The sequence below is a fragment of the Microbacterium sp. NPDC012755 genome (assembly GCF_042901325.1).
In the GTDB taxonomy this organism is placed as follows: Bacteria; Actinomycetota; Actinomycetes; order Actinomycetales; family Microbacteriaceae; genus Microbacterium; species Microbacterium natoriense.
Genome location: NZ_JBIBCT010000001.1, coordinates 429,808 through 453,441, shown reverse-complemented (window position 1 = coordinate 453,441; position 23,634 = coordinate 429,808). Strand labels below are relative to the sequence as shown.

General features: G+C 69.9%; 22 protein-coding genes. 19 read left to right on the top strand and 3 right to left on the bottom strand.

The annotated features are described in order from the left end of the window. Nucleotides 1-24: 24 nt before the first annotated feature. Genes ACFY5A_RS02280 through ACFY5A_RS02260 form a run of 5 tightly spaced genes read left to right on the top strand, consistent with a single transcriptional unit; the run spans nucleotide 25 to nucleotide 4,699 of the window. On the top strand, nucleotides 25-1,041 hold the full coding sequence (locus ACFY5A_RS02280) for a hypothetical protein (RefSeq protein ID WP_105672913.1): 1,017 nt from the start codon (nucleotides 25-27) through the stop codon (nucleotides 1,039-1,041). Between the two features lies 1 nt (nucleotide 1,042). Continuing rightward, nucleotides 1,043-1,708 (top strand): RraA family protein, encoded by a 666-nt coding sequence (locus tag ACFY5A_RS02275; RefSeq protein ID WP_387231541.1) that lies wholly within the window; start codon nucleotides 1,043-1,045, stop codon nucleotides 1,706-1,708. Between the two features lie 5 nt (nucleotides 1,709-1,713). Further along, complete coding sequence (locus tag ACFY5A_RS02270) at nucleotides 1,714-2,367, top strand: RraA family protein (protein ID WP_341941278.1); 654 nt, start codon at nucleotides 1,714-1,716, stop codon at nucleotides 2,365-2,367. Beyond that, on the top strand, nucleotides 2,364-3,002 hold the full coding sequence (locus ACFY5A_RS02265) for a 4-carboxy-4-hydroxy-2-oxoadipate aldolase/oxaloacetate decarboxylase (protein WP_341941279.1): 639 nt from the start codon (nucleotides 2,364-2,366) through the stop codon (nucleotides 3,000-3,002). The genes ACFY5A_RS02270 and ACFY5A_RS02265 overlap by 4 nt, the downstream gene beginning before the upstream one ends. Before the next feature lie 35 nt (nucleotides 3,003-3,037). Beyond that, nucleotides 3,038-4,699: an FAD-dependent oxidoreductase gene (locus ACFY5A_RS02260; RefSeq protein ID WP_387231538.1), complete on the top strand. Its 1,662-nt coding sequence runs from the start codon at nucleotides 3,038-3,040 to the stop codon at nucleotides 4,697-4,699. Between the two features lie 390 nt (nucleotides 4,700-5,089). Here ACFY5A_RS02260 and ACFY5A_RS02255 read toward each other — a convergent pair whose 3' ends face one another. Beyond that, entirely contained in the window at nucleotides 5,090-6,466 is a 1,377-nt protein-coding gene (locus ACFY5A_RS02255) for an aldehyde dehydrogenase family protein (protein ID WP_341941282.1), read from the bottom strand. 48 nt (nucleotides 6,467-6,514) lie between these two features. Then, complete coding sequence (locus tag ACFY5A_RS02250) at nucleotides 6,515-7,681, bottom strand: PucR family transcriptional regulator (protein ID WP_386950816.1); 1,167 nt, start codon at nucleotides 7,679-7,681, stop codon at nucleotides 6,515-6,517. A gap of 142 nt (nucleotides 7,682-7,823) precedes the next feature. On the opposite strand from ACFY5A_RS02250, the gene ACFY5A_RS02245 reads away from it, so the two are divergent. The 12 genes from ACFY5A_RS02245 (at nucleotide 7,824) to ACFY5A_RS02190 (ending at nucleotide 19,839) form a co-directional block, all read left to right on the top strand. Then, on the top strand, nucleotides 7,824-9,437 hold the full coding sequence (locus ACFY5A_RS02245) for a thiamine pyrophosphate-binding protein (protein ID WP_387231535.1): 1,614 nt from the start codon (nucleotides 7,824-7,826) through the stop codon (nucleotides 9,435-9,437). A gap of 178 nt (nucleotides 9,438-9,615) precedes the next feature. After that, nucleotides 9,616-10,296: a FadR/GntR family transcriptional regulator gene (locus tag ACFY5A_RS02240; RefSeq protein ID WP_105672905.1), complete on the top strand. Its 681-nt coding sequence runs from the start codon at nucleotides 9,616-9,618 to the stop codon at nucleotides 10,294-10,296. A 115-nt stretch (nucleotides 10,297-10,411) separates the two neighbouring features. Then, nucleotides 10,412-11,461 carry a pyridoxal phosphate-dependent aminotransferase gene (locus tag ACFY5A_RS02235; RefSeq protein ID WP_387231533.1) on the top strand — a complete coding sequence of 350 codons (1,050 nt, stop codon included), beginning with the start codon at nucleotides 10,412-10,414 and terminating at the stop codon, nucleotides 11,459-11,461. A gap of 185 nt (nucleotides 11,462-11,646) precedes the next feature. Beyond that, nucleotides 11,647-13,416 carry an iron ABC transporter permease gene (locus ACFY5A_RS02230; protein ID WP_341941287.1) on the top strand — a complete coding sequence of 590 codons (1,770 nt, stop codon included), beginning with the start codon at nucleotides 11,647-11,649 and terminating at the stop codon, nucleotides 13,414-13,416. A 20-nt stretch (nucleotides 13,417-13,436) separates the two neighbouring features. Then, the gene (locus tag ACFY5A_RS02225) at nucleotides 13,437-14,555 is read left to right on the top strand and encodes an ABC transporter substrate-binding protein (protein WP_223585873.1); all 1,119 of its coding nucleotides are present in this window, start codon (nucleotides 13,437-13,439) and stop codon (nucleotides 14,553-14,555) included. Nucleotides 14,556-14,595: 40 nt separating this feature from the next. Next, complete coding sequence (locus ACFY5A_RS02220) at nucleotides 14,596-15,750, top strand: ABC transporter ATP-binding protein (protein WP_387231531.1); 1,155 nt, start codon at nucleotides 14,596-14,598, stop codon at nucleotides 15,748-15,750. 29 nt (nucleotides 15,751-15,779) lie between these two features. After that, on the top strand, nucleotides 15,780-17,045 hold the full coding sequence (locus tag ACFY5A_RS02215; RefSeq protein ID WP_105672900.1) for an amidohydrolase family protein: 1,266 nt from the start codon (nucleotides 15,780-15,782) through the stop codon (nucleotides 17,043-17,045). A 1-nt stretch (nucleotide 17,046) separates the two neighbouring features. Continuing rightward, the gene (locus ACFY5A_RS02210; protein WP_105672899.1) at nucleotides 17,047-17,364 is read left to right on the top strand and encodes a hypothetical protein; all 318 of its coding nucleotides are present in this window, start codon (nucleotides 17,047-17,049) and stop codon (nucleotides 17,362-17,364) included. Next, entirely contained in the window at nucleotides 17,361-17,750 is a 390-nt protein-coding gene (locus ACFY5A_RS02205; RefSeq protein ID WP_105672898.1) for a Rieske 2Fe-2S domain-containing protein, read from the top strand. Before ACFY5A_RS02210 ends, ACFY5A_RS02205 begins: the two co-directional genes overlap by 4 nt. A 118-nt stretch (nucleotides 17,751-17,868) precedes the next feature. Continuing rightward, complete coding sequence (locus tag ACFY5A_RS02200; protein WP_223585874.1) at nucleotides 17,869-18,372, top strand: amino-acid N-acetyltransferase; 504 nt, start codon at nucleotides 17,869-17,871, stop codon at nucleotides 18,370-18,372. Nucleotides 18,373-18,381: 9 nt separating this feature from the next. After that, the gene (locus tag ACFY5A_RS02195) at nucleotides 18,382-19,026 is read left to right on the top strand and encodes a hypothetical protein (RefSeq protein WP_387231529.1); all 645 of its coding nucleotides are present in this window, start codon (nucleotides 18,382-18,384) and stop codon (nucleotides 19,024-19,026) included. Nucleotides 19,027-19,428: 402 nt separating this feature from the next. Beyond that, nucleotides 19,429-19,839 carry a dehydrogenase gene (locus tag ACFY5A_RS02190; protein WP_105672895.1) on the top strand — a complete coding sequence of 137 codons (411 nt, stop codon included), beginning with the start codon at nucleotides 19,429-19,431 and terminating at the stop codon, nucleotides 19,837-19,839. Between the two features lie 117 nt (nucleotides 19,840-19,956). Here ACFY5A_RS02190 and radA read toward each other — a convergent pair whose 3' ends face one another. Further along, nucleotides 19,957-21,324 carry a DNA repair protein RadA gene (radA, locus tag ACFY5A_RS02185; RefSeq protein ID WP_341941290.1) on the bottom strand — a complete coding sequence of 456 codons (1,368 nt, stop codon included), beginning with the start codon at nucleotides 21,322-21,324 and terminating at the stop codon, nucleotides 19,957-19,959. A 250-nt stretch (nucleotides 21,325-21,574) separates the two neighbouring features. Between radA and ACFY5A_RS02180 the strand changes: the two genes are divergently transcribed. Together ACFY5A_RS02180 and ACFY5A_RS02175 are read left to right on the top strand one after the other, a co-directional pair. Next, nucleotides 21,575-22,225, top strand: coding sequence for a metalloregulator ArsR/SmtB family transcription factor (locus tag ACFY5A_RS02180; RefSeq protein WP_223585876.1), 651 nt, complete (start codon nucleotides 21,575-21,577; stop codon nucleotides 22,223-22,225). Then, nucleotides 22,212-23,627, top strand: a complete 1,416-nt coding sequence (locus ACFY5A_RS02175) for a cytochrome ubiquinol oxidase subunit I (RefSeq protein WP_105672892.1) — start codon at nucleotides 22,212-22,214, stop codon at nucleotides 23,625-23,627. Before ACFY5A_RS02180 ends, ACFY5A_RS02175 begins: the two co-directional genes overlap by 14 nt. Nucleotides 23,628-23,634: the final 7 nt, after the last annotated feature.

The following is a 23,634-nucleotide window of genomic DNA, read 5'->3' as shown; positions in this document are numbered from 1 at the left end:
CCGCACTTCGAGAAGGGATCCCTCATGACCGAGATCGTCGCCGGATTCGGCACCTCGCACGGACCGCAGCTGAAGGCCGCGCCGCCCGCGGCCTGGGAGACGCGCGGCACCGCCGACCGCCGCAGCAAGGGCCTCAAGTTCCGCGGGGGCACCTACTCCTTCGAGGAGCTCGCGGCACTCCGCGAGGACTTCTCCGCCGAGATCACGCACGACGTGATGCAGCGCCGATGGGACAGCTGCCAGGCGTCGATGGACGACCTGTCGCGCTTCATCCACGAGCAGAAGGTCGACGTGCTCGTCATCATCTCCAGCGACCACAAGGAGACCTACGGAGACGAGTGGCTCGCGCCGTTCTCGGTCTTCTGGGGCGACGAGGTCGCGCACGTGCCCTACACGCAGGCGCAGCTCGATGAGATGGCGCCCGGTCTCGCCGAGGCGGCCCTGGGCGATGTGCCCGACCGCACCGTCATGCGTCCGACCCACCGCGGTCTCGGCAAGCACATCATCCAGTCCACGCAGGCAGACGACTTCGACACCGGCGCCACCGAGGTGATCCCCGCGGGCCGCTACGAGAACCACACGATCCCGCACGGCTTCGGCTTCATCTACCAGCGCTTCATGGGCCAGGAGTCCACGATCCCGATGGTGCCGATCTTCATCAACACCTTCTGGGAGCCGAACCCGCCGAGTGCCAAGCGCTGCTACGACTTCGGCCGCGCCGTCGGCCGCGCCATCCAGTCGTTCCCCGGCGACCTCCGTGTGGGCGTCGTCGCCTCGGGCGGCCTCAGTCACTTCGTGATCGACGAGAAGCTCGACGGCGAGTTCATCCAGGCCATGAAGGACCACGACGCCGACTACCTGACGTCGGTCCCCGCCGGCGAGATGATGTCGGGCGCGTCCGAGCTGCGCAACTGGATCGCCGTCGCCGGCATCGCCGACGAGGTCGGGCTGAACGTCACGCGCGTCGACTACGAGCCCTGCTACCGCACCGAGGCGGGCACCGGCAACGCCATGGGGTTCCTGACCTGGGAGCGCGCCTGAGATGACCGCATCCTCGGAGATCGTCGCGGCGCTGCGGAAGCTCGACAGCTGCGCCGTCTCGGACGCCCTGGACACCCTGGGGCTGCCGGGGGCGGTGACGCCGCTGCATCCGATGTGGCCGGCGGGCCGCACGGTCGCCGGTCGGGTGCGCACGGTGACCGCCGCGCCCAAGGCCGCGGCGGGGCCGGCGACCCACATCGCCACACCGCTCGTCGCCATCGCCGAACCCGATGACGTCGTCGTCATCGACAACCACGCCCGCACGGACGTGTCGTGCTGGGGCGGTCTCCTCGCGGAGGCCGCCGTGCAGCGCGGCGTCGCCGGGGTGATCGTCGACGGCGCCTGCCGTGACGTGCAGGAGAGCGAGGCCCTCGGGCTCCCGGTCTTCGCCCGCGCGGCCGTGCCCGTGAGCGCGCGCGGCCGCATCGTGCAGCAGGCGATGGACGAGCGCATCCAGGTAGCCGGAGTCTCCGTGGCCTCGTTCGACTACGTGATCGCCGACGTCAACGGGGTCGTGTTCGTCACGGCATCCGACGCCGAGCGCGTGATCCCCCTCGCCCAGCGCATCGTCGACCGCGAGGCGCGCATGGCGGATGCCGTGCGCAGCGGCCGCGACGTGAGCGAGGTCATGCACGACTCCCAGTTCCCCACCGTCACCGCGGAGTGAGAAGAATGACCGACACCCTCATCGAACGGTTCGCCGCCCTCGGCACCGCCACCGTCTCCGACGCGCTCGACCGGCACGCGCGCCCCGGCAGCCTGCTCGGCATCGCGCCCCTGACCGACGGCCAGCGCATGACCGGTCGCGCCTTCACCGTCCGCTACGTCAGCGCGCAGGTGCCCGCCGGCACCGTCGGCGACTTCATCGACCAGGTCGAGCCGGGGCAGGTCGTCGTGCTCGACAACGACGGACGCGTGGACTGCACGGTGTGGGGCGACATCCTCACCGCCGTCGCGCACCACCGCGGCATCTCCGGCACCGTGATCGAGGGCGTCTGCCGCGACACGCACCGCGCCCTGTCGATCGGCTATCCGATCTACAGCCGCGGGCGCTTCATGCGCACCGGCAAGGACCGGGTCGAGGTCGCCGAGGAGCAGGGACCCGTCACGATCGGCGGGGTCACCGTGCGGCCGGGCGACATCCTGATCGGCGACTCGGACGGCGTCGTCGCGATCCCGCAGGACATCGAGGACGCCGTGCTGGAGACCGCGGAGATGATCCACGCCCGCGAGGAGTCCATCCTCGCCGCGGCCCTCGGCGGCGCCTCGATCGCCGAGGCGCGGGCGCGGTTCGGCTATCACGACCTGCAGCGGGCCGAGCAGTGATCGATCCGGACGCGGATGCCGCAGAGCTGCTGCGCCTCGGCACCGCCACCCTGTACGAGGCCTCGCGCAGCGACTGCTTCCTCGACGCGGCGTTCCGCCCGGCGTGGGACGGCGCGCAGCTCGTCGGCAGGGCCGTGCCCGTCTCGGCCCAGGCGGGCGACAACCTCGCACTGCACCACGGCATCGAGGCCGCCGGCGACGGCGACGTGCTCGTGGTCGACGGCGGGGGAGCCCCCTTCGGCTACTGGGGGGAGGTCATGGCGGTCGCGGCGCAGGCGCGCGGCATCCGTGGGCTGGTGATCGACGGCGGCGTGCGCGACACCGTGCAGCTCGCCGCGCTCGGGTTCCCCGCGTTCAGCACCGCGATCTCCATCCGCGGCACCATCAAGCAGTGGCCGGGAACGGTCGGGCTGCCGATCACGCTGCGCGGTCGCGTCATCCGCCGCGGCGACGTGATCGTCGCCGACCGCGACGGCGTCATCGCCCTCCCGGTCGACCGCTACGACGAGGTGCTCGCGGCATCCCGAGAGCGCGCGGAGAAGGAGGACGCCTACATGGCGCGCCTCCGCGAGGGCGAGCTGACCCTCGACGTGTACGACTTCCGGCGCCTCGGCGCGCCCATCACCCCGGCCTGAGAGCGCGCCGGTCACCCCGGCCCGAGAGGGAGAACATGACCCAGGAACTGGACGCCGACGTCCTCATCATCGGAGCGGGCCCCGTCGGCCTCGTCGCCGCCCTCGACCTGTCGGCCCGCGGCGTCTCGGTGATCGTCGTCGAGCAGCGCGAGTACCTCGAACCGCCGAACGTGAAGTGCAACCACGTCGCCTCGCGCACCATGGAGGCCCTCCGCCGCCTCGGCCTCGCCGCCGAGGTCCGCGCGGCCGGGCTCCCCGCCGACTACCCGCAGGACGTCGCCTTCCGCACCGCCCTCACGGGGCGCGAGCTCGCCCGCATCCCGATCCCCGCGAGCGGAGAGCGGTACACGTCGACCATCGGGCCCGACACCTCGTGGAACACCCCCGAACCCCCGCACCGCATCAACCAGACCTTCCTGGAGCCGATCCTCGCGCGGCACGCGGCGGACGCCCCCGGTGTCACGCTGCTCAACCGGACCCTGTTCCACACGCTCTCCCAGGACGAGGAGTCCGTGTCGATCGTCGTCTCCGACCTCGACGGCGCGAACGAGCGCACCCTCCGCGGACGCCACCTCATCGGCGCCGACGGCGGACGCTCGAACGTGCGCAAGCAGATCGGCGCGACGCTCAGCGGCGACCCGGTGCTGCAGCACGTGCAGTCCACCTGCATCCGCTCCGCCGACCTGTACGCGCGCATGACCGCGGACGAGCCGCGCGCCTGGGGGTACTACACCTTCAACGCGCGCCGCCTCGGCCACGTGTACGCGATCGACGGTCGCGAGACCTTCCTCGTGCACACGTACCTGTCGCCCGACGAGGCCGCAGCGGAGGGATCGGTGGACAGGGATGCCGCGATCCGCGCGATCCTCGGCGTCGACGAGGACTTCGCGTACGAGGCCGTCTCGAAGGAGGACTGGGTGGCGCGGCGCCTGCTCGCCGACCGGTTCCGCGACCGCCGCGTGTTCCTCGCCGGAGACGCCACGCACCTGTGGGTGCCGTTCGCCGGCTTCGGCATGAACGCCGGGATCGCCGACGTTCTCAACCTCACGTGGGCGCTCGGCGCGCACCTGAACGGATGGGCGGATGCCGGCATCCTCGACGCGTACGAGGCCGAGCGCCGCCCGATCACCGAGCAGGTCTCGCACTTCGCGATGAACCACCAGCAGAAGCTCGCGAAGCCCTCGCTGCCCGACGCCCTGGAGGATGACACGGAGGAGGGCGCCGCGGCGCGGGCGTCCTTCGGCGCTGCCGTGCATGCGCTGAACGAGCCGCAGTTCGCCGCCGCGGGGCTCAACTACGGCTACGTCTACGACGCCTCGCCGATCATCGACTACGACGACGAGGAGGCCCCCGGGTACTCGATGGGCGCGTACACGCCGTCGACCGTGCCCGGATGCCGTGCCCCGCACTTCCGCCTCGCCGACGGGACCTCGTTCTACGATCTGCTCACCAGCGGCTACACGCTCGTCGCCCGGCCGGGGGCCGACGGCTCCGCGCTCGCCGCCCTCGCCGCTGAGGCGGAGCGCCGCGGCATCCCGTTCGCCGTCGTCGACGGGTCCACCGCTCCCGCAGAGTACCGCTTCCCGCTCACGCTCGTGCGGCAGGACCAGCACGTGGTGTGGCGCGGCGAGGGCGCGGATGCCGCGGCATCCGCCGAGCTGTGGGATCTCCTCCGCGGCGCGGTCGCCGCGCGCTGAGTCGCGCTCCCCTTCGGTCGTTGGGTAAGTCGAGCCCCGGGCGTTGAGGGAGGGAGCCTCGCACGTGGGGGTTCTCCCTCGCGACTCGCACCCTCGGGACTCCCCGCGTGCTCGGGTCTGGGCGTGCTTTCGCGTGTCGGGAGGAGAAATCCTGTTCGGGAGGAGTGCTGGCGGGGATTTCTCCTCCCGAGGGTGAGTTCTCCTCCCGAACGTGCGACGGGGGCTCGCCTCGGGTTTGGAAGTGCTTTCGCGTGTTCGGGAGGAGAAGTCCTGTTCGGGAGGAGTCTTGGCGGGGATTCCTCCTCCCAAGCGTGAGTTCTCCTCCCGAAGGTGAGTTCTCCTCCCGAGCGTGCGATCTCCTCCCGAACGGGAGGTGCCGGGGTGGAGGGGTCAGCGGCGGATGACCTTCGTCGCGGCCATCGCCTTCAGCCCCTCGACGCCGAACTCGAGGCCGTAGCCCGAGGCCTTCGTGCCGCCGAAGGGGATGGAGGGGTCGACGCCGCCGTGCTGGTTGATCCACACGGTGCCGGCGTCGAGGCGCTCGGCGACCGCCGTGGCGGCATCCGCATCCGCTCCCCAGACCGAGGCGCCGAGTCCCTGCTCGGTGCCGTTGGCGCGGCGGATCGCGTCGTCCACGTCGGAGTAGCGGATGACGGGGAGCACCGGGCCGAACTGCTCCTCGGCGACGACCGCGGCATCGTCGTCGATGTCGGCGACGATGGTCGGGCGGTAGAAGAGCGGCCCGAGCTCGGGTGCGGGTTCGCCGCCGGTGACGATGCGGGCTCCGCGGTCGCGGGCGTCGTCGACGAGTCGCGCGACGATGTCGAACTGCGCGGGGTTCTGCACAGGGCCGAGCCTGTTCGACTTGTCATGGCCCGAGCCGATCGGCGCCGCCTCGGCCCTGGCGGCGAGGGCGGCGACGGTCTCGTCGTACACGGAGTCGTGCACGTAGAGGCGCTTGAGGGCGGCGCACACCTGCCCGGTGTTCATGAACGCGCCCCAGAACAGGGTGTCGGCGACGGCCTCGACATCCGTTCCCGGCAGCACGATGCCCGCGTCGTTGCCGCCGAGCTCCAGGGTGAGGCGTGCGAGGTTCGCCGCGGAGCTCTCGACGATGCGCCGCCCGGTGGCGGTCGATCCGGTGAAGACGATCTTCGCGATGTCGGGGTGCGAGGCGAGGGCGGCTCCCACCTCGCGATCGCCGGAGACCGCCGTGACGACCCCGGCCGGAAGGTGGCGGTTCAGGATCTCGACGAGGGCGAGGACGCTGAGCGGGGTGTTCTCCGAGGGCTTGATGACCACGGTGTTGCCCATCCGCATCGCGGGGGCGAGGTGCCACACCGCGATCATGACCGGGAAGTTCCACGGACCGATCGAGGCGACGACGCCGAGAGGCACGTAGTGCAGCTCGGCCCCCGCGCCCAGCTGCTGCGGTTCGAGCACGGTGTCCGCCGCGCCACGAAGCCAGTGCGCCGCGCCGTGTGCCTCTCCGGCTCCGGCGACCTTGCCCTGCTCGTGCGTGATGATCTCGCCGAGCTCGTCGGCGTGCGCGTCGATGTCGTCGGCGGCGAGGCGCATGAGCCGCGCGCGCTCGGCATGCCCGAGGGCGGCCCAGGCGGGCTGCGCTGCGGATGCCGCGGCGATCGCCGCGTCAAGATCGGCGACGGTCTGCACCGGGGCGTGGCCGACGACCTCGCGGGTGGCGGCGTCGAGGATCGGGCGGCCGAGGGCGGGGTCGGCGCTGACGGTGGTGAGGAGGGCGTTCATGTCTGGTTCCTTCCCCCGGCGGTCGCCGGGTGGGGCGTGCGGATGGGGTCAGCGGAGCCCGGCGAGCGTCGCCACTCGCAGGGCGGTGTGCAGTTCGCGGCGGACGAAGCCGTCGGCGAGATCGACGTCGGCGATGGCGCGGACGCGGTCGAGGCGGTAGTACAGCGTGCTGCGGTGCACGTGCAGCTCCTGGGCGGTGCGCTGCGCGTCGCAGCCGAAGTCGAGGTAGGCCTCCAGTGTCTGGGCGAGATCGGGACCGGACTGCGCGTCGAGGATGCGCTGCACCGGCTCGGGGAGGTCGCCGAGCGCGAGCTTCTCCAGCGGGAGCTGCAGCAGCACCCTGTCGAGTCCGAGGTCGCTCCAGTGCACGACGCGTCCCCTGGTCGGATCGATCGCGGCCCCTCGTGCGGCGATGCGCGCTTCGCGTCGGGAACGGTGCGCCTCGGCGAGTGGTGCGTGCGCGCCGCCGACCCCTGCGCGAAGGCCGGTGAACGCCGGCTGCGCGAGGAGGGCGGTGAGGCGCTCGTGGTCGATCTCGTAGGGGACGACGAGCACGGCCTCGCCGTCGACCACCGTGCCGACGGCCTTCAGGGTGGGGAAGACGGGGATGCCGGAGAGCGCACGGTCGAGCACGAGCCGCAGGGCGGCCGAGCCCGGATCGACGGTCGGCGGTGCCGAGATCGTGATCACGGTGTAGTGCGGCACGGGGGAGATGAGGCCGCCCGTGAGCAGCTCGTCGGCTGCTCTCGTGCGCTGCTCGGCGTCGCCGTCGAGGAGGGCGGTGAGGAGTCGGAGTGCGCGGTCCTCGTCCTCCCTGTTGCCGAGAGCCATCGCGGCGAGGGTCACGCCGATGCGGTCGCGGGAGGAGCGGATGACGTCGTCTTCGGCGAGCTCCTCGTCTGGTGTCTCCTCGGGGATCGTCGAGGAGACGTAGCCGACGAGATGTCCGTCGTGCCGCACGGGGGCGACGTGCCTGGTCAGACCGCCGTCCATCGGGGGGATGCGGACGGGGCCGTCGGCGTGGCCGACGCGGTATTCGCGGATCGACTCGCGCGCACGGGAGGAGCCCTTGTGCGCGAGGATGATCGCCAGCCTGGCGTGGTCGACGTCGCGGTCGTGCACGCTGAAGGCGATGACGTTGAAGTCGACGTCGAACACGATGATGGGTCGTCCGAGTCGGTCGGCGTACGCCTGGACCTGTCCTTCGAGATTCATCGTCCACCTCTCCGTGCGCCGCGATGCGCATCTCTTCCGTTCCTCCGCGCCGTGGATCGGATGCCGGAGAACCGGCCGACTTGTCGCGCAGCGGAGATTAGATCTATATTCATTATAGTCAATTACACGAGAGGCGACCAGTATGGCGAAGATGACAGGCGGCGACGCGCTCACCCAGGCTCTGATCAGCGAGGGGACCGACACGGTGTTCGGCATCCCCGGAGTCCAGCTCGACGGCCTCACCGACGGCATGTACCGCCGCCAGGACGAGGTGCACCTGATGGTGCCGCGGCACGAGCAGAGCACCACCTACATGGCAGACGGCTATCACCGCGTCACCGGGCGCCCCGGCGTCGCGATGGTGGTCCCCGGACCCGGCGTCCTCAACGCGGGTGCGGGCATGGCCACCGCCTACGCGTGCTCCTCGCAGGTCATGCTGCTCGCCGGCACCATCCCGTCGACGCTCGTCGGCTCGGGTCTCGGCGCCCTGCACGAGATCCCGAAGCAGAGCGAGACCATCGAGGGCCTCACCAAGTGGACGGCACGGCCGACGCGCGCCGAGGAGATCCCCGAGCTCGTGCACGAGGGCTTCCGCCAGATGCGCACGGGGCGGCCCCGTCCCGTCGCGCTCGAGCTCGGCCCCGACCTCCTGCACGCCGAGATCGACGTCGAGGTGGGGGAGCCGTTCGCCGTCGAGCCGCCGGTCGCACCGGAAGACGGGGTGGCCGAGATCGCCGCGCTGCTGCGTGCGAGCCGCCGACCGGTCATCCACGTGGGCGGCGGCGTCCGCGGACAGCGCGCCTTCGAGCTGCTGTCCCGCCTCGCCGAGCTACTCGACGCCCCCGTCGTGATGAGCGAGAACGGCCGCGGAGCCATCGACGCGCGCGACCCGCACGCGCTCCCCGCGTTCTCCCTGTGGGAGCTGCGCGAGTCGGCGGATGCCGTCGTCTCCTTCGGCAGCCGCTTCCTCACCCCGTTCGGTCAGCAGCTGAACGTCGGCGATGCCCGCCTCGCGCTCGTGAACGTCGACCCCGACGATCTGCGCGCTCCGCGTCGCCCCGACATCTCCGTGAACGCCGACGCCACCGCCGTGCTCGCGGCCCTCGTCGAGCGGCTGCGGCCGCAGGAGGGCTGGGGTGCGGAGATCGCCCGCCTCCGTGCGGAGGGTGAGGCCCGCGTCCGCGAGCAGGTCGCTCCGCAGATGGCGTTCGTCGACGCGATCCGCGCCGCGCTGCCGGCCGACGGCATCTTCGTGAACGAGCTCACCCAGATCGGCTACGTCTCCACCTACGGCTTCCCGGTGCAGGCGCCGCGCTCCTACGTGTGGCCGGGCTATCAGGGCACGCTCGGCTACGCCATGCCCACGGCGCTGGGTGCCGCGGTCGGCGCGGGCAACCGCCCCGTGGTCGTCGTCACCGGCGACGGTGGCATCGGCTGGTCGCTGCAGGAGTTCGCCACGGCCAAGAAGTACGGCATCCCTCTCATCACGGTGCTGTTCGAGGACAGCAGGTTCGGAAACGTGTGGCGCATCCAGCGCGACACCTACGGGGGGCGCTTCATCGGCTCCGACCTCACGAACCCCGACTTCGAGCTGCTCGCGATGGCGTTCGGCATCGACTTCTCGCTCGCACAGGATGCGGATGCCGTGCAGCGCGCGATCGGCGAGGCGATCCTGAACGGGCGGCCCGCCGTGATCAAGGTGCCCGTCGACGTGTTCCCGTCGCCGTGGGGATTCATCCACGAGCGCAAGCACTGATCCCTGACGGCGGGGTCCGGTCGCGCCGGTCCCCGCCGTCTCCGGGGCGTCATGGATGCTCCGGAACAGAGGGTGATCAATATAATCGATCGCCGGGTGCGCGCTCCGTCTGCGTGCGTCTACTGTGTAGACACGCGTGCGCTCGGTGCGTCGTCACGGGAAATGAAGGGGGTGCGCGGTGTCGCAGATCACGAATGCCGCCGTCGCGGTGCAGGTCGCCCGCGCGCTGGAGCAGGAGATCACGACGGAGGCCTGGAAGCCCGGTCACTTCATCGGGCGGCGGCAGGAGCTCTCCGCGCGGTTCGGCGTCGCCCCGGCCACCCTCGGCGAGGCCATCCAGCTGCTGCGCTCGCGGGGCATCGTCGACGCCAAGCCCGGCCCCGGCGGCGGCATCTTCGTCGCCGACCGCTCGCCGTTCACCCAGCTCAGCGATCAGCTGCTGCGGCTGCGGGAGAGCACGGCGACCGTCACGAACTGCCTGCGGGTCCTCGACGCGCTGGACAGCACGATCCTGCACGACGCCGTGGAGTTCGCCACGGATGCCGACATCGCCGAGGTGCAGCGCTGCGCCGACGCGCTGAAGGCCGCGTGGGGCACGCCGGAGGCGTCGAACGCCAACTGGGCGCTGCATGCGCGCATCGCGCGCATCACTCCGAACGAGCTGCTCCGGAGCCTCTACACGAACCTCGTCGACTACATCATCGTGGAGGAGCTGGAGGGCGCGACGGCGCCGACCACGCCCGAGCGGCTGCAGACCCATCTCGACTTCGCCGCCGCCGTCGCCCGTCGCGATCACGCGCTCGCCTCGTCGGCGGTCGAGCGTCACCGCGGCTCGTCGATGGCGGCCGTCCTGTCCTGATATCCCGGGCTTCCCGAGCCTGAGATCCGCCCCTGGAGGGTTGACAGGGGAGGTCCGTTTCAATAATGTTCATATTCAATATTGATAATTGCCCTCGCCCCGAGGAGGCGCCCCTATGACTCTCGAGTTCCGCAGCGTGATCGACAAGATGCTGGCCGCTCCCAACCGTCCCGCCCGCGTCTCCCTGCCCCCCATCCGGCTCTCCCAGAACGAGATGCCCTGGGAGCCGGCGCCGGTGATCGTCGACGCCATGGAGAAGGCGGCCCGCTCGACGCACCGCTACCCCGACTACCACCGCACCGCCGCCCGTACGGCCGTCGCCGACGCCATGGGGCTCGACGTCGAGCGCATCGCGATCGACAACGGCTCCGGGTCCCTGCTGCACGGGCTGGCCCGCCTCGTGTGCGAGCCCGGAGTGCACGGCGTCTACTGCTGGCCCTCCTTCGAGGCCTACCCGGCGGCCCTCGCGCTCGCCGGCGCCCAGAGCACCCCCGTGGCCCTCGCCGAGGACGGCGCGATGGACCTCGCGGCCATGGCCGCCGCGATCACGCCCGAGACGCGCATCGCGTACCTCTGCAACCCGAACAACCCCACCGGCGGGTTCGTCGACGCCGACGGCATCCGCTCCTTCCTCCGCGACGTGCCGTCGACCGTCCTCGTCGTGCTCGACGAGGCGTACCGCGAGTTCGTCACCGCCGAGCCCCTCGAGGCGACGACCGCACTGCTCGACGAGTTCCCCAACCTCGTCATCCTGCGCACGCTGTCGAAGTCGCACGGGCTCGCCGGCATCCGCGCCGGGTACGCGGCCGCCTCCCCTCGTATCGCCGAGGCGCTGCGCCGCACCTCCGTCGGCTTCGCGCTGAACAGCGTCGCCGAGGCTGCGGTCATCGCCGCTTTCAGCCCCGCGGGGGAGGCCGTCGCCGCCGAGCGCATCGCGGTGATCGTCGCAGAGCGGGAGCGGATGCAGGAGGCGCTGCGCGCCGGCGGGGTCTCGTTCCTGCCGAGCCAGTCGAACTTCCTCTTCGTGCACGGCGACGCCGACGAGCTGCTGGAGCGCTTCGAGGCGCAGGGCGTGCTCGCCCGGCCCTTCCCGCATGCGGGGGGCGTTCGCGTCACCGTCGGCCTCCCGGCCGAGAACGACGCCGCACTCACCGCCCTCCTCTGACCCTCGCGGCTCGATGCCGACCCCGGTCCGACACAGTGTCGGAGGCGGGGGAGAGGACTTCGGAGCCGCCGCCGAAGAACCATCCACCCGACGGTTCGTACGCTGACAGACATCACGAACGCCGCGGTTCGGACCCGAACCGGACCGCGGCGCAGACCCGCACAGTGTGCGCGAAGGGAACGGCAGTGACTGCGACGATCGATTTCGAGCGCGACCGGCGTGCATCGCAGCGCCGGGCGGTCACCGGCGGCACGCTGTGGGCCGTCTTCATCGCCGCGCTCACCCTGATCTTCGTGTTCCCGGTGTCGATGATCGTGATCGGCGCCTTCCGCGACGGACTCCCCTCCGACAACATCCCGTTCACGATCGGCGGCCTCGTCGAGGCGTTCCAGGACCCGACGACCTGGTCGACGATGGGGAACTCCGTGATCCTCGTGCTCGTCTGCGGCACGATCTCGGTCGCCGGCGGCGGGCTGTTCGCCTGGGTCGCCGCGAACACCAACGTCCCCGGCCGCACGCTCCTCACGCCGCTCATGGCGGTGAACCTCTTCGTGCCGCCGCTGTTCCACACGCTCGGCTGGATCATGCTCGGCAACGCGCAGAACGGCCTCATCAACCAGTTCGCCCGGATGCTCGGCGCCACAGAGCCGTTCATGAACATCCAGGGCTGGGGCGGCCTGATCCTGCTGATGTCGCTCGGCTACATGCCCTTCGCGTACCTGCTCATGCTCGGTGCGTTCAAGAACCGCGACCAGTCCCTCGACGAGGCGGCGGCGATCAGCGGCGCCGGCGCGGTGCGGACGTTCTTCACGATCACGCTCCCCTCGGTCGGGCCGGCGATCACGGGCGCGGCCATCCTCATCGCGGTCCTCGTGTTCCAGGCGTTCGACAGCCCCCAGCTGATCGGCCGTCAGGCGAACATCTTCGTGTTCTCCACGCAGATCTACCACTACGTGCGCGACCAGGCCCCGGCCGAGTACACCAAGGCGTTCGCGCTCTCCCTCGTGCTCATCGTGCTCGTCCTCGCCCTCTTCATCGCCCAGCGGTGGCTGCTGCGCGGTCGCAGCTTCACGACCCTCACCGGCAAGACGTCTCGTCGCGAGCCGCAGGAGCTGGGCCCGGTGCGCTGGGTGTTCACCGCCCTGATCGTCGTGTTCATGCTGCTCAACCTCGTGCTGCCGCTGTTCGCGATGATCCTCGGCAGCCTGCAGCCGATCTTCGGGGTCATGAGCACCGGCCTGACCTTCGACAACTACGTCGAGATGCTCACCGACCCCGTGTTCAGTTCGAGCCTCGCGCTCACCGCCTGGTTGGCCGTGATCGGCGGGTTCGGCTCCATCGCGATCGCCATGCTCACCGCGTACGTCACGGCACGCCGCACCGGCTTCATCCGCTCGTACACGTCGTTCGCGGTGTGGATCCCGTGGGCGCTCCCCGGTATCGTGCTGGCGCTCGCCTACATGTTCGCGGTGCTCTACGTGCCGGCGTTCCGCGGTCTCTACGGCTCGGCCTTCCTCATGACGCTCGTGCTCATCGTGGCGACCATCCCGGTGTCCAGCCGGATCGCGGAAGGCGCTCTCGCGCAGCTGTCGCCGGAGCTGGAGGAGGCGGGTCGCACCTCGGGCGCCGGATCCTGGCGGGTGCTGCTGTCGATCGTGCTGCGCCTGGTCATCCCCAGCTTCCTGTCGGGCTGGTTCCTCTCGGCGCTGTTCATCTCCGGCAACCTCGCCGTGCCGATGCTGCTCGCCCCGCCCGGACTCCAGCCGGTCTCGCTGACCGCGTTCCAGCAGTTCCTCCAGGGCAACATGTCGCAGGGCGCCGCCCTCTTCATGATCATCCTCGTCGCGGCCATGGCCGTGCTCGCGATCGCCGCGCTCTCCCTGAAGCTCGGCACGCGACTGCGCGGACGCACAGGCGCCGCGCCCGCAGTCCCCCTCACCCGCATCACACCCTGACACACCCGAGAGGCAGAATAATGACGTTCTCCCGCAAGACAGCACGGCTCACCACGGCTCTCATCGCCGTCGGTGCGCTCACCGCCCTGACCGCCTGCTCGTCGGGCGGAGCCGCCGCCAAGCCCGACAAGCCGATCGAGGTGCCCGGCGCGACCGCCGACGGCAACGCGTACATGAACGAGCTGTACGACAAGGCGGTCGCCGACGGCAAGACCGACATCGTCCTGTACGGCCCCAGCGTCTCGGCGCAGAAGGACCTGTTCAAGGTCTTCACCGACCGCTTCCCCGGCATCAAGATGGTCCAGCAGGACCAGCCCGATGCGCAGAGCATCACCAAGATCGAGGCCGAGGCCCAGAGCGGCAGCAAGATCGCCGACATCTACGACGGCGGAGAGTCGCCACAGGTCGCCGCCGAAGACGGCATCTGCACCCAGGCCGACGTGCGCACGGCGCCAGACGGCTTCGAGATCCCCGGCGACTTCGACGGCCGGCTGACCTACTACGCGATGCGCTACTTCGTCTTCGTCTACAACACCGACATGGTCAAGGAGGACGAGGCGCCGAAGAACTGGGACGACCTGCTCGACCCGAAGTGGAAGGGCAAGATCACCGTCGGCGACCCGACGGTGCCCGGCGGCATCCGCTACATCCTCACCTCGCTCATGGTCCCCGAGAGCGAAGACACCTGGGGCAAGCCGTACATCGAGAAGCTCGCCGCGCAGGACGTGCAGTTCGCGCAGTCCGAGCCGAACGTGCCCGCGGACGTCGCGAGCGGCCGGTTCCCGATCGGCATCGCCGTGTACCAGGGCTTCTACGAGGACGTGAAGGAGAAGGGCGGCCCGATCGCCGCGGTCTTCCCGCTCGACGACGGCGGCAACTTCATGTCGCGCACCGGCATGTGCATCATCGACAAGAGCCCGCACCCTGACGCCGCGCAGCTCTACATCAACTGGCTCTACTCGCCCGAGGGTCAGCAGGCGCTCGCCGAGAAGAACCGCTCCTACGGCTGGACCCCCGAGGCCCCCGGCCCCGAGGGCACGCCGCCGCTGAACGAGCTCAAGCGCGTCCCGTTCGCGAACTCCGACCCCGAGTTCAACCAGCCCTACTTCGACTTCATCACCGAGCAGTTCACGAAGTAACACCCCTTTCCCGAATCTCCTGCGAGAAGGCGAGACACCCATGACCGAGGTCCTGGTTTCCGGACTCACCAAGCGGTACGGCGGCAAATCGGCACTGCACGGACTCGATCTCACGATCGGCTCCGGCGAATTCGTCACCCTGCTCGGCCCCTCGGGCTGCGGCAAGACGACGACGCTGCGCTGCCTGGCCGGGTTGGAGCGTCCGACCACGGGCCGCATCACCATGGGCGATCGCATCGTGGTCGACACCGACCGGAAGACGTTCGTCCCCGCGGACAAGCGTCAGGTCGGAATGGTGTTCCAGAGCTACGCGCTCTGGCCGCACATGAGCGTGGCGGAGAACGTCGCCTACCCGCTCAGGGTGGCCAGGCTCGGAGCGCAGGACCGCCAGAAGCGGATGCGCGAGATGCTCGCCGCCGTCGGCCTCGCGGAGTTCGAGAAGCGTCCGGTCACCGCCCTGTCGGGCGGTCAGCAGCAGCGCGTCGCACTGGCGCGTGCTCTGGCCGCCCGGCCGGGCATCATCTTCTACGACGAGCCCCTGTCGAACCTCGACTCCAAGCTCCGCTACCAGATGGGGCAGCAGGTGCGGGCGCTGCACAACCAGTTCGAGACCACCTCCGTCTACGTCACGCACGATCAGGAGGAGGCGATCACGCTCTCCGACCGCATCATCGTGATGAGCGAGGGCGAGATCGTCCAGGACGGCGCCCCGGCGGAGCTCTACGACCGCCCGCAGTCGGCCTACGTCGCCGACTTCATGGGCTTCCAGAACATCCTCCCCGGATCCGTCGTCGCCGTGAGCGGCGGCGTCGCCGATGTCCGCGTCGACGGCACCGCCCTCGTCGTCGCCGGCACCGCGACCTCCTCCGTCGCGGTCGGCGACCGCGCCGACATCGCCTTCCGTGCCGCCCACGTCAGGACGACGGACGACACGGCATCCGGCGCGGGGCGCTTCACCGGAACCGTGGAGCGCACCACCTACCTCGGCAGCGCGGTGAACCTCCTCGTCCGGGTCGACGGCCTGCCCCTGCGCGTCCGCGTCGAGACCTCGGACCTGAGCCCGGATGCCGTGCCGCAGGCCGGCGACGAGCTGCGGTTCGCGGTCAACCCCGCCCGCGCCGTCGTCATCAGCCGCCAGGCGTCGGAGGACGACTACCTGACCATCGAGACGAACGCGATCGTCTCCCCGCGCTGAGGCGCCCCCGACCTTCAGAGAGGAAGAACATGAGTGATCTGCCCACCCCCCGATCCGACGCGCCGCGCATCCGCGAGCTCGCCGAGATCGGCGGACGCTCCGACAGCCGCGACGTGCTCTCGCACGCCACCAAGCAGGCGAAGGAGGACTACGACGACTACTTCATCGTCGACATCGACGCGCACGTCTCGGAGGACCACTTCTGGGGCGAGGTGCTCGACCTCATCGACAACGACGTGTGGCGCGATCTGGGCCTCAGCCAGTTCCACGGCTTCGGCGGCAACAACGCGCTGCTGAACATCCAGCCCGGCATGTCGCACCAGAGCGTCGGCGGCCGCATCGGCCACCAGGGGCGCAAGGAACCGGTGGACCCCGGCGAGGGACATCCGTTCGTCACGGCGGCCCGCCGCGGCATGGACGCCATGGGCCTCGACTTCCAGGTCGTGTTCCCCAGCGCGATGCTCATGCTCGGCATGCACCCGCAGGACGAGGTCGAGGTGGTGCTCGGCCGCGCGTTCAACCGCTGGCTGACCGAGGTCATCCTGCCGCCGAACCCGCGTCTGAAGGGCATGCTCTATCTGCCGTACAACACGCCGGAGGTGTGCGAGGAGCTCGTCGAGAAGTACGCCGACGACCCGGGCATCATCGGCTACACGGTGTGCTCGACCCGCAACAACCCGGTGCACTCCGATGTCTACACGCGCCTCTACAAGCTCATCGAGGACAGCGGCAAGCCGCTCGCATTCCACTCCGGCTACCACTGGGGCGACCCGTCGTTCTCGCAGCTGAACCGGTTCCTGTCGATGCACGCGCTGTCGTTCACGCACTACAACCAGATCCACGTCACCAACTGGATCATCAACGCGATGCCCGAGCGCTTCCCGAAGCTCAAGATGGTGTGGGTCGAGAGCGGTCTCGCGTGGATCCCCTTCCTCATGCAGCGCCTGGACCACGAGGTGCTCATGCGGCCGAGCGAGGCGCCGGGACTGAAGCGGCTGCCGAGCGAGTACATGAAGGAGATGTGGTACACCACGCAGCCCATGGAGCGCACCAACATGGAGCTGCTCGAGGCCACCATGAAGTCGTTCAACGCCGAGACGCAGCTGCTGTACTCCTCGGACTGGCCGCACTGGGACTGGGACGCCCCGTCGACCATCACGCGGCTGCCGTTCCTCTCGGAGCAGGCCAAGCGCAACATCCTCGGGCTGAACGCGGCGCGCGTGTTCAACCTCCCCACCGACCGACAGAAGCCATCCGCCGAGCAGGTGCTCGCGGAGCGACCAGGGATCTCGTGACATGACCACTGACACCACCACCGCCGTCTCCTCCGTCGCCGCCGAGCTCGACGGGCTCGTCGCCCGGCTCGGGGAGCTCACCGCTCGGATCGCGCAGGAGGAGCGCGGCGCCGAGGTCTCCGACGAGCACATCGCCGACGTCCTCTACGCCGCCGCCCGCCTGTTCTCCGCCAAGACCGACCGCGTGGGCAAGATCTCCTGGCCCATCCGCGAGGACGCGCTGAACGCCACCGAGACCGTCGTGCTCGTCACGGCCCTGCTCGACGCCGCCGACGTGAACCTCTTCGACATGGCGATCTGGTACCGGAGGGCCGAATGAGCGCCCGAGTGGTCCGCAGAGACGTCAGGGTCGCCAGCCTCGGCGACCTCAAGGAGCGCGAGCGCATCGTCGTCGACGTGGAGGGCACCGAGCTCGGCGTCTACTTCCACGCCGATCAGGTGCGCGCCTGGTACAACGTCTGCCCTCATCAGGGCGGCCCGGTGTGCCAGGGCAAGATCATGCCGCGCACCGTGCAGCTGGTCAGGGGAGAGGACGGCCTCAAGAGCGGCGGACCCGGGTTCCACCCGACCGACCGCAACATCGTGTGCCCCTGGCACGGCTTCGAGTTCGACATCCTCACCGGCAAGCACCCCGCCGATCAGAGGGTGGGGCTGCGCCCGGTCCCCGTACGAGTCGACGGCGACGACGTGATCGTCACCGTCTAGCAGGATCCCGAGAGGGGCGGATGCCGCGGCATCCGCCCCTCCTTCGTGCCCCGGTGTCGGTGCGGGCACGGATTCGCGGTTCAGCGTCCATGCGGGCGCGTGGTTCTAGGCTTGAGGTGTGAGCGAGTACATCGTCCGGCCGGCGCGCAGCGCCGATGTGATCGGCATCCGCAATCTGCTGCAGCCGATGGTCGAGCAGCGGATCCTCCTGGGCAAGGACCTGGCGGTGCTCTACGGCGCCGTGCAGGAGTTCGTCGTCGCCGAGTCCGACGGCGTGCTGATCGGATGCGGTGCGCTGCACGTGTTCTGGGAGGACCTCGGCGAGGTCCGCACCCTGATGGTGAACGACGAGTGGCTGCACCACGGCGTCGGCCGTGCGATCGTCGATCGCCTCGAAGACAACGCCAGGACGCTCGGACTCTCGCGGCTGTTCTGCCTGACCTTCGAGGTGGAGTTCTTCGGGCGCCGCGGGTTCACCCCGATCGGCGAGCAGGTCGTCGACCCCGATGTGTACTCGCAGCTGCTCCGCAGCGGCGACGCCGGCGTCGAGGAGTTCCTGGATCTCGCCCACGTCAAGCCGAACACGCTCGGCAACACCAGGATGCTCAAGAGCCTCGGTTAGCCTGGAGGAATGCCCCGTCAGTCCGCAGCCGTCTACCGTCGTCGGCGGCTCGTCCTGCTCCTCGGGCTGATCCTGCTCATCGCCGTGATCGGCGTCGCCGCGTGGCTGCTGATCGCCCGGCCGTGGGCGGGCGCCGCCGAGAAGCCCGCCCCGACGGCATCGTCGTCGGCGACTCCGACCGCGACCCCGACGGACGCCGCCGAGACCCCGAGCGGCGAACCCACGGCTTCCGAGACTCCGGGTGTCGTCGCGTGCGAGGCGAAGGACATCGTCGTCGAGGCGGTGACGGATGCCGAGAGCTACCAGCCCGGCGTGCTGCCGCAGCTCTCTATCCGCCTCACCAACAACGGCGCGGCCGATTGCACGATGGACGTCGGCTCGACGACCCAGGTTTTCACGGTCTCCAGCGGCGACGACGTGTGGTGGCGGTCGACGGACTGCCAGGAGAATCCGAGCAGCATGATCGCGACGCTCGCCGCGGGCGCGACCGTCGAGAGCAAGACGCCCGTCGCGTGGGATCGCACCCGGTCGAGCGTGGAGACGTGCGGATCGGAGAACCGTCCGCGCGCCCCCGGTGGAGGGGCCTCGTACCACGTCGACGTGCAGATCGGCGGCTTCCCGGCCGCGGGATCGAAGCAGATTCTGCTCTATTGAGCGCGAATACCGCAGTGAACTCAGAATTCGTGCAGACAGCACGGATTCTTTGGGATACCATTGACTTGACTCTCGGGAACATGCGGCATCACATGCCATCCCCAGTGGCGTCGACTTACAGCGTCCCCAGCGCTTCGACACTTGCCGCTCGAGAGTTCGAGGGCCCTCTCGAGTACCCCAGTCCCCAATGTGGGACTCGAGAGGGCCCCAATCGTATCCGCAGGGCTTCGCCCGCCGCGTGACGCAGGGCCGTGAAAATTCGCGCGGTGCCCGATGCGGCGCCGCGCTCGCCTCGGAGGCGGAGCGCCGCGGCATCCCGTGCGCCTCGCTGTGCCGTGCCCGACCGCCGGGGTGCGTTCAGGTCGAGCGCGTCTCGTCGGTGGAGCCGAATAGGCTGGAGTCATGGCAGCGAAGAAGGCGAAGCCCGCCAAGAAGAAGCCGGCGCCGGAGGACTTCCGGTCGGATGCTCTGGCGCAGGCCCTGGAGAAGCAGGACGTCGCGGCCGTCGCGCTGGCCCTTCGGCACGGCACCACGGTCGTGCCCCTCATCACGCCGGGTGCGCGGGACAACCCCCTCGACAGCGGCGAGGTGTGGACCTACCGCGACCCGAAGAGCGGCGACCTCGCGCTGCTGCTGTTCAGCGACGCCAAGAACAAGCCTGCGAACCTGCCCCCGGGCGTGGGGATCTACTCGGCCGACTGGCTGCGGAAGTTCCTCGTCACGCACCCGATCACAACGGTGTTCCTCGACATCGCCGGCCCGCATCCGATGCAGGCCTCGCCGGAGGAACTGCTGAAGGCCCTCGACGCCTGAGCCGCGGCTGAGGGACGTGTCGCCTGGTCACGGTGCTCCTCGCTCGATGACCGCGGGACGGCTTCTGATCGTTGAGCGAGCGGAGCGAGACGAAACGCTTCATGCTCCGCTCGCCGCTCAGAACGGCGGGATGTCGCGCTCGTCGCGTCGAGCGGCACTGCGCGCGCGGATGTCGCCGAGCGCCGCGCGGAGCGTCTTCGAGCGATCGTCGATCACCTGCTCGTAGCCCAGTCGCGCGGCCTCCGACCGACGCTGCGCGGCCTGCGTCACCGGGCGCACCTCGCCGGCCAGGCTGAGCTCTCCCACCGCGGCCACCGTGCGCGGCACCGAGCTGTGCTGGATCGACCCCGCCACCGCGATCGCGATCGCGAGGTCTGCTGCCGGCTCGGTGAACCGCACCCCGCCGACCGTCGACACGTACACGTCGAGAGAGCTCGTCGGGATGCCGGCGCGCCTCTCGAGGATGGCCAGCACCATCGCCACGCGGGAGGCGTCGAGTCCGTGCACCACCCGGCGCGGGTTGGGCGCCGACGAGCTGACGGTGAGCGCCTGCACCTCCACCGGCATCGCGCGCCGGCCTTCGAGCGCGATCGCCACGCACGTGCCCGGCTCGGTCGCCCCCTGCGACAGGAACAGACCTGAGGGGTCTGGCACCTCGGAGATCCCGTCTCCGGTCATCTCGAAGCAGCCCACCTCATCGGTCGGACCGAAGCGGTTCTTGAGCGCGCGGAGGAACCGCAGCGAGGTCTGACGGTCGCCCTCGAAGTGGCAGACGACGTCGACCAGGTGCTCGAGCACGCGGGGGCCGGCGACCTGTCCGTCTTTCGTGACGTGGCCCACGATGATGATCGGCAGGCTGCGCTCCTTGGCGACTCTGATGAGCGTCGCCGCGACCTCGCGCACCTGACTCGGCTGACCGGCCGCGCCGTCGCTCAGCGACGACGACACCGTCTGCACCGAATCGACGATCACGAGCTGCGGGCGCACCTCGTCGATGTGCCCGAGGATCGTCGCGAGGTCGGTCTCGCTCGCCAGGTACAGCTCGTCGTGCAGGGCGCCGGTCCGCTCCGCGCGCAGCCGCACCTGCGCCGGCGACTCCTCGGCGCTCGCGTAGAGCACGCGGCGGTCTGCCCGTGCGGCCTGAGCCGCGACCTCGAGCAGGAGCGTGGACTTGCCGACACCGGGCTCGCCGCTGAGCAGGATCGCCGCACCGGGCACGATGCCGCCGCCCAGCACACGGTCGAACTCGCCGACTCCGCTCGTGCGGCGAGGCGCATCCGTCGTCGTGATCTGGGTGATCGGGCGGGCCGCGCGATCGGCAGAAGGGGCCAGTGCCGTCACCCGATTGAGGATGCCGGTCTGGGCGCCCTGCTCCTGCACGGTGCCCCACTGCTGGCACTCGCCGCAGCGCCCGACCCACTTGGCGGTGGTCCACCCGCACTCCGTGCAGACGTACGCGGGAGGAGCGGGTTTTCGGGCGGCCATGGGTCAAGGCTATCCGCGGCATCCGACACCGGGGCCACGGCGGATGCCGCGGGCGTCCGTGCGACCGCCCCGGCATGACGAGGTCGGGCCGGACGCGTGCCGGAGTATCCGTTTCCTACGCCTCCTCGACCGGTCGTGCCGATGCTCATACGGCCCCGCTATCGGCGGCATCCGACATCCCTATCGCGATCGGGCATTATTCACGGCCCTATTCTCACGGCGGCCCCGAGCGGCGGAACATAATGGAGACATGGCCAGCGCCGGGCCCGTCTGCGGGCCGATCTCCAGCTTCTCCCGGGTGCAGATCCTGCATCTGGTGCAGAGTCGAGCCGACCGCTCGATCGGCGAGCTGTGCGAGGCCACCGGGCTCCACGCCAACACCGTGCGCGAGCACCTGCAGCGTCTGATCGACGGCGGCTACGTGATCGCCGAGGTCGAGCGCCGCTCCACCCGCGGCCGTCCTCGCACCCTCTACAGCGCCGCGACGGGAGCCCCCGGGGCCTCCAGCGCCGTCGCCCGCGACAAGGCGAAGGCCGCGGCGGCGCGAGGAGACCTCATGCGCAGGATGCTGCCGGCCGCGGCATCCGAACTCGGACGCGAGGCCGACTACCAGCTCGACGCGCTGATCGAGCACCTGGAGGAGAGCGGATTCGAGCCCGTCGTCGACGACGAGCGCCTGACCGTCGATCTCTCGCCCTGCCCTCACGCGGCGGCGCGACCGGAGGATCGTCCCGTGCTGTGCCAGGTCCATCTGAGCCTGATGCAGGGAGTGCTCGCCGAGGTCGGCGGGCCGCTCACCGCGGAGTGCGTGCGCGGCGAGCAGTCGGAGTGCACGGTGCAGCTGGGCGACGCGCGAGTGCCGTCGATCGAAGTGCGAGGAGCGACACATGGAATGGCTTGATCCGCTGGCGCTGAGCCGATGGCAGTTCGGCCTCACCACCGTCTACCACTACCTGTTCGTACCGCTGACGATCGGCATGGCGCTGGTCGCGGCGATCTTCCAGACCGCGTGGGTGCGCACCGGCAAGGTCCAGTACCTGCACCTGACCCGCTTCTTCGGCAAGATCTTCCTGATCAACTTCGCCATGGGCGTGGTCACCGGCATCGTGCAGGAGTTCCAGTTCGGCATGAACTGGTCGGACTACTCCCGCTTCGTCGGCGACGTGTTCGGCGCCCCGCTGGCCTTCGAGGGGCTGCTCGCCTTCTTCTTCGAGGCGACCTTCATCGGGCTGTGGATCTTCGGCTGGGACAAGCTCCCGCAGAAGCTGCACCTTGCCACCATCTGGTGCGTCTCGATCGGCAGCATCCTGTCGGCGTACTTCATCATCGCCGCCAACGCGTTCATGCAGAACCCGGTCGGCTACACCTTCAACCCCGAGACGAACCGGGCGGAGCTCACCGACTTCTGGGCGCTGCTGACCAACCCGGTCGCGCTCGCCGCTTTCCCGCACACGATCTTCGGCGCCCTGATGTTCGCCGCCGGCGTCGTGATCTCGGTCTCGGCCTGGCACCTCGCACGCGGCCAGCACTTCGACACCATGCGCATCTCGCTCAAGTTCGGTCTGTGGGCGATGATCGTCTCGACCGCCGGTGTCGTGCTCACGGGCGACCAGCTGGGCCTCGCGATGTACGCCGCGCAGCCGATGAAGATGGCGGCGGCCGAGGCCACGTTCAACACGGTCTGCGGTCCTGACGCCTCGTTCAGCCTGTTCACGCTGGGCACCCCCGACGGCAGCTCCGAGCTGTTCTCCATCCGCGTGCCGTACCTGCTGTCGCTGCTGTCGACGCACACGTTCGACGCCTGCGTGCACGGCATCAACGATCTCAACGCCGAGTACGCGACGACCTTCGCCGACACCGGGCTGACCGAGTTCGCCCCGATCCTGTGGGTCACGTACTGGGCGTTCCGCTGGATGATCGGCCTCGGCATGGCCGCAGCGCTCGTCGCCGTCGTCGGCCTCTGGCTGACCCGCAAGGGCGCCAAGAAGCCCCCGGCTCCCTGGATGTGGAAGCTCGCGATCTGGTCGTTCCCCCTCGCGCTCGTCGCCAACATCATGGGCTGGGTCTTCACCGAGATGGGCAGACAGCCCTGGATCGTGTTCGGACTCATGACCACGCAGGACGGCGTCTCGCCGGGCGTCTCGGGCGTCGAGGTGCTCATCTCGCTGATCGCTTTCACGGCGATCTACGCGGCGCTCGCCGTCGTCGAGATCCGACTCATCGTGAAGGCCGCGCAGAAGGGCCCCGACACCACAGAGCAGCCCCACGAGGAGACGGCCCAGCTGTCGTCTGTCGTCTACTGAGAGAAAG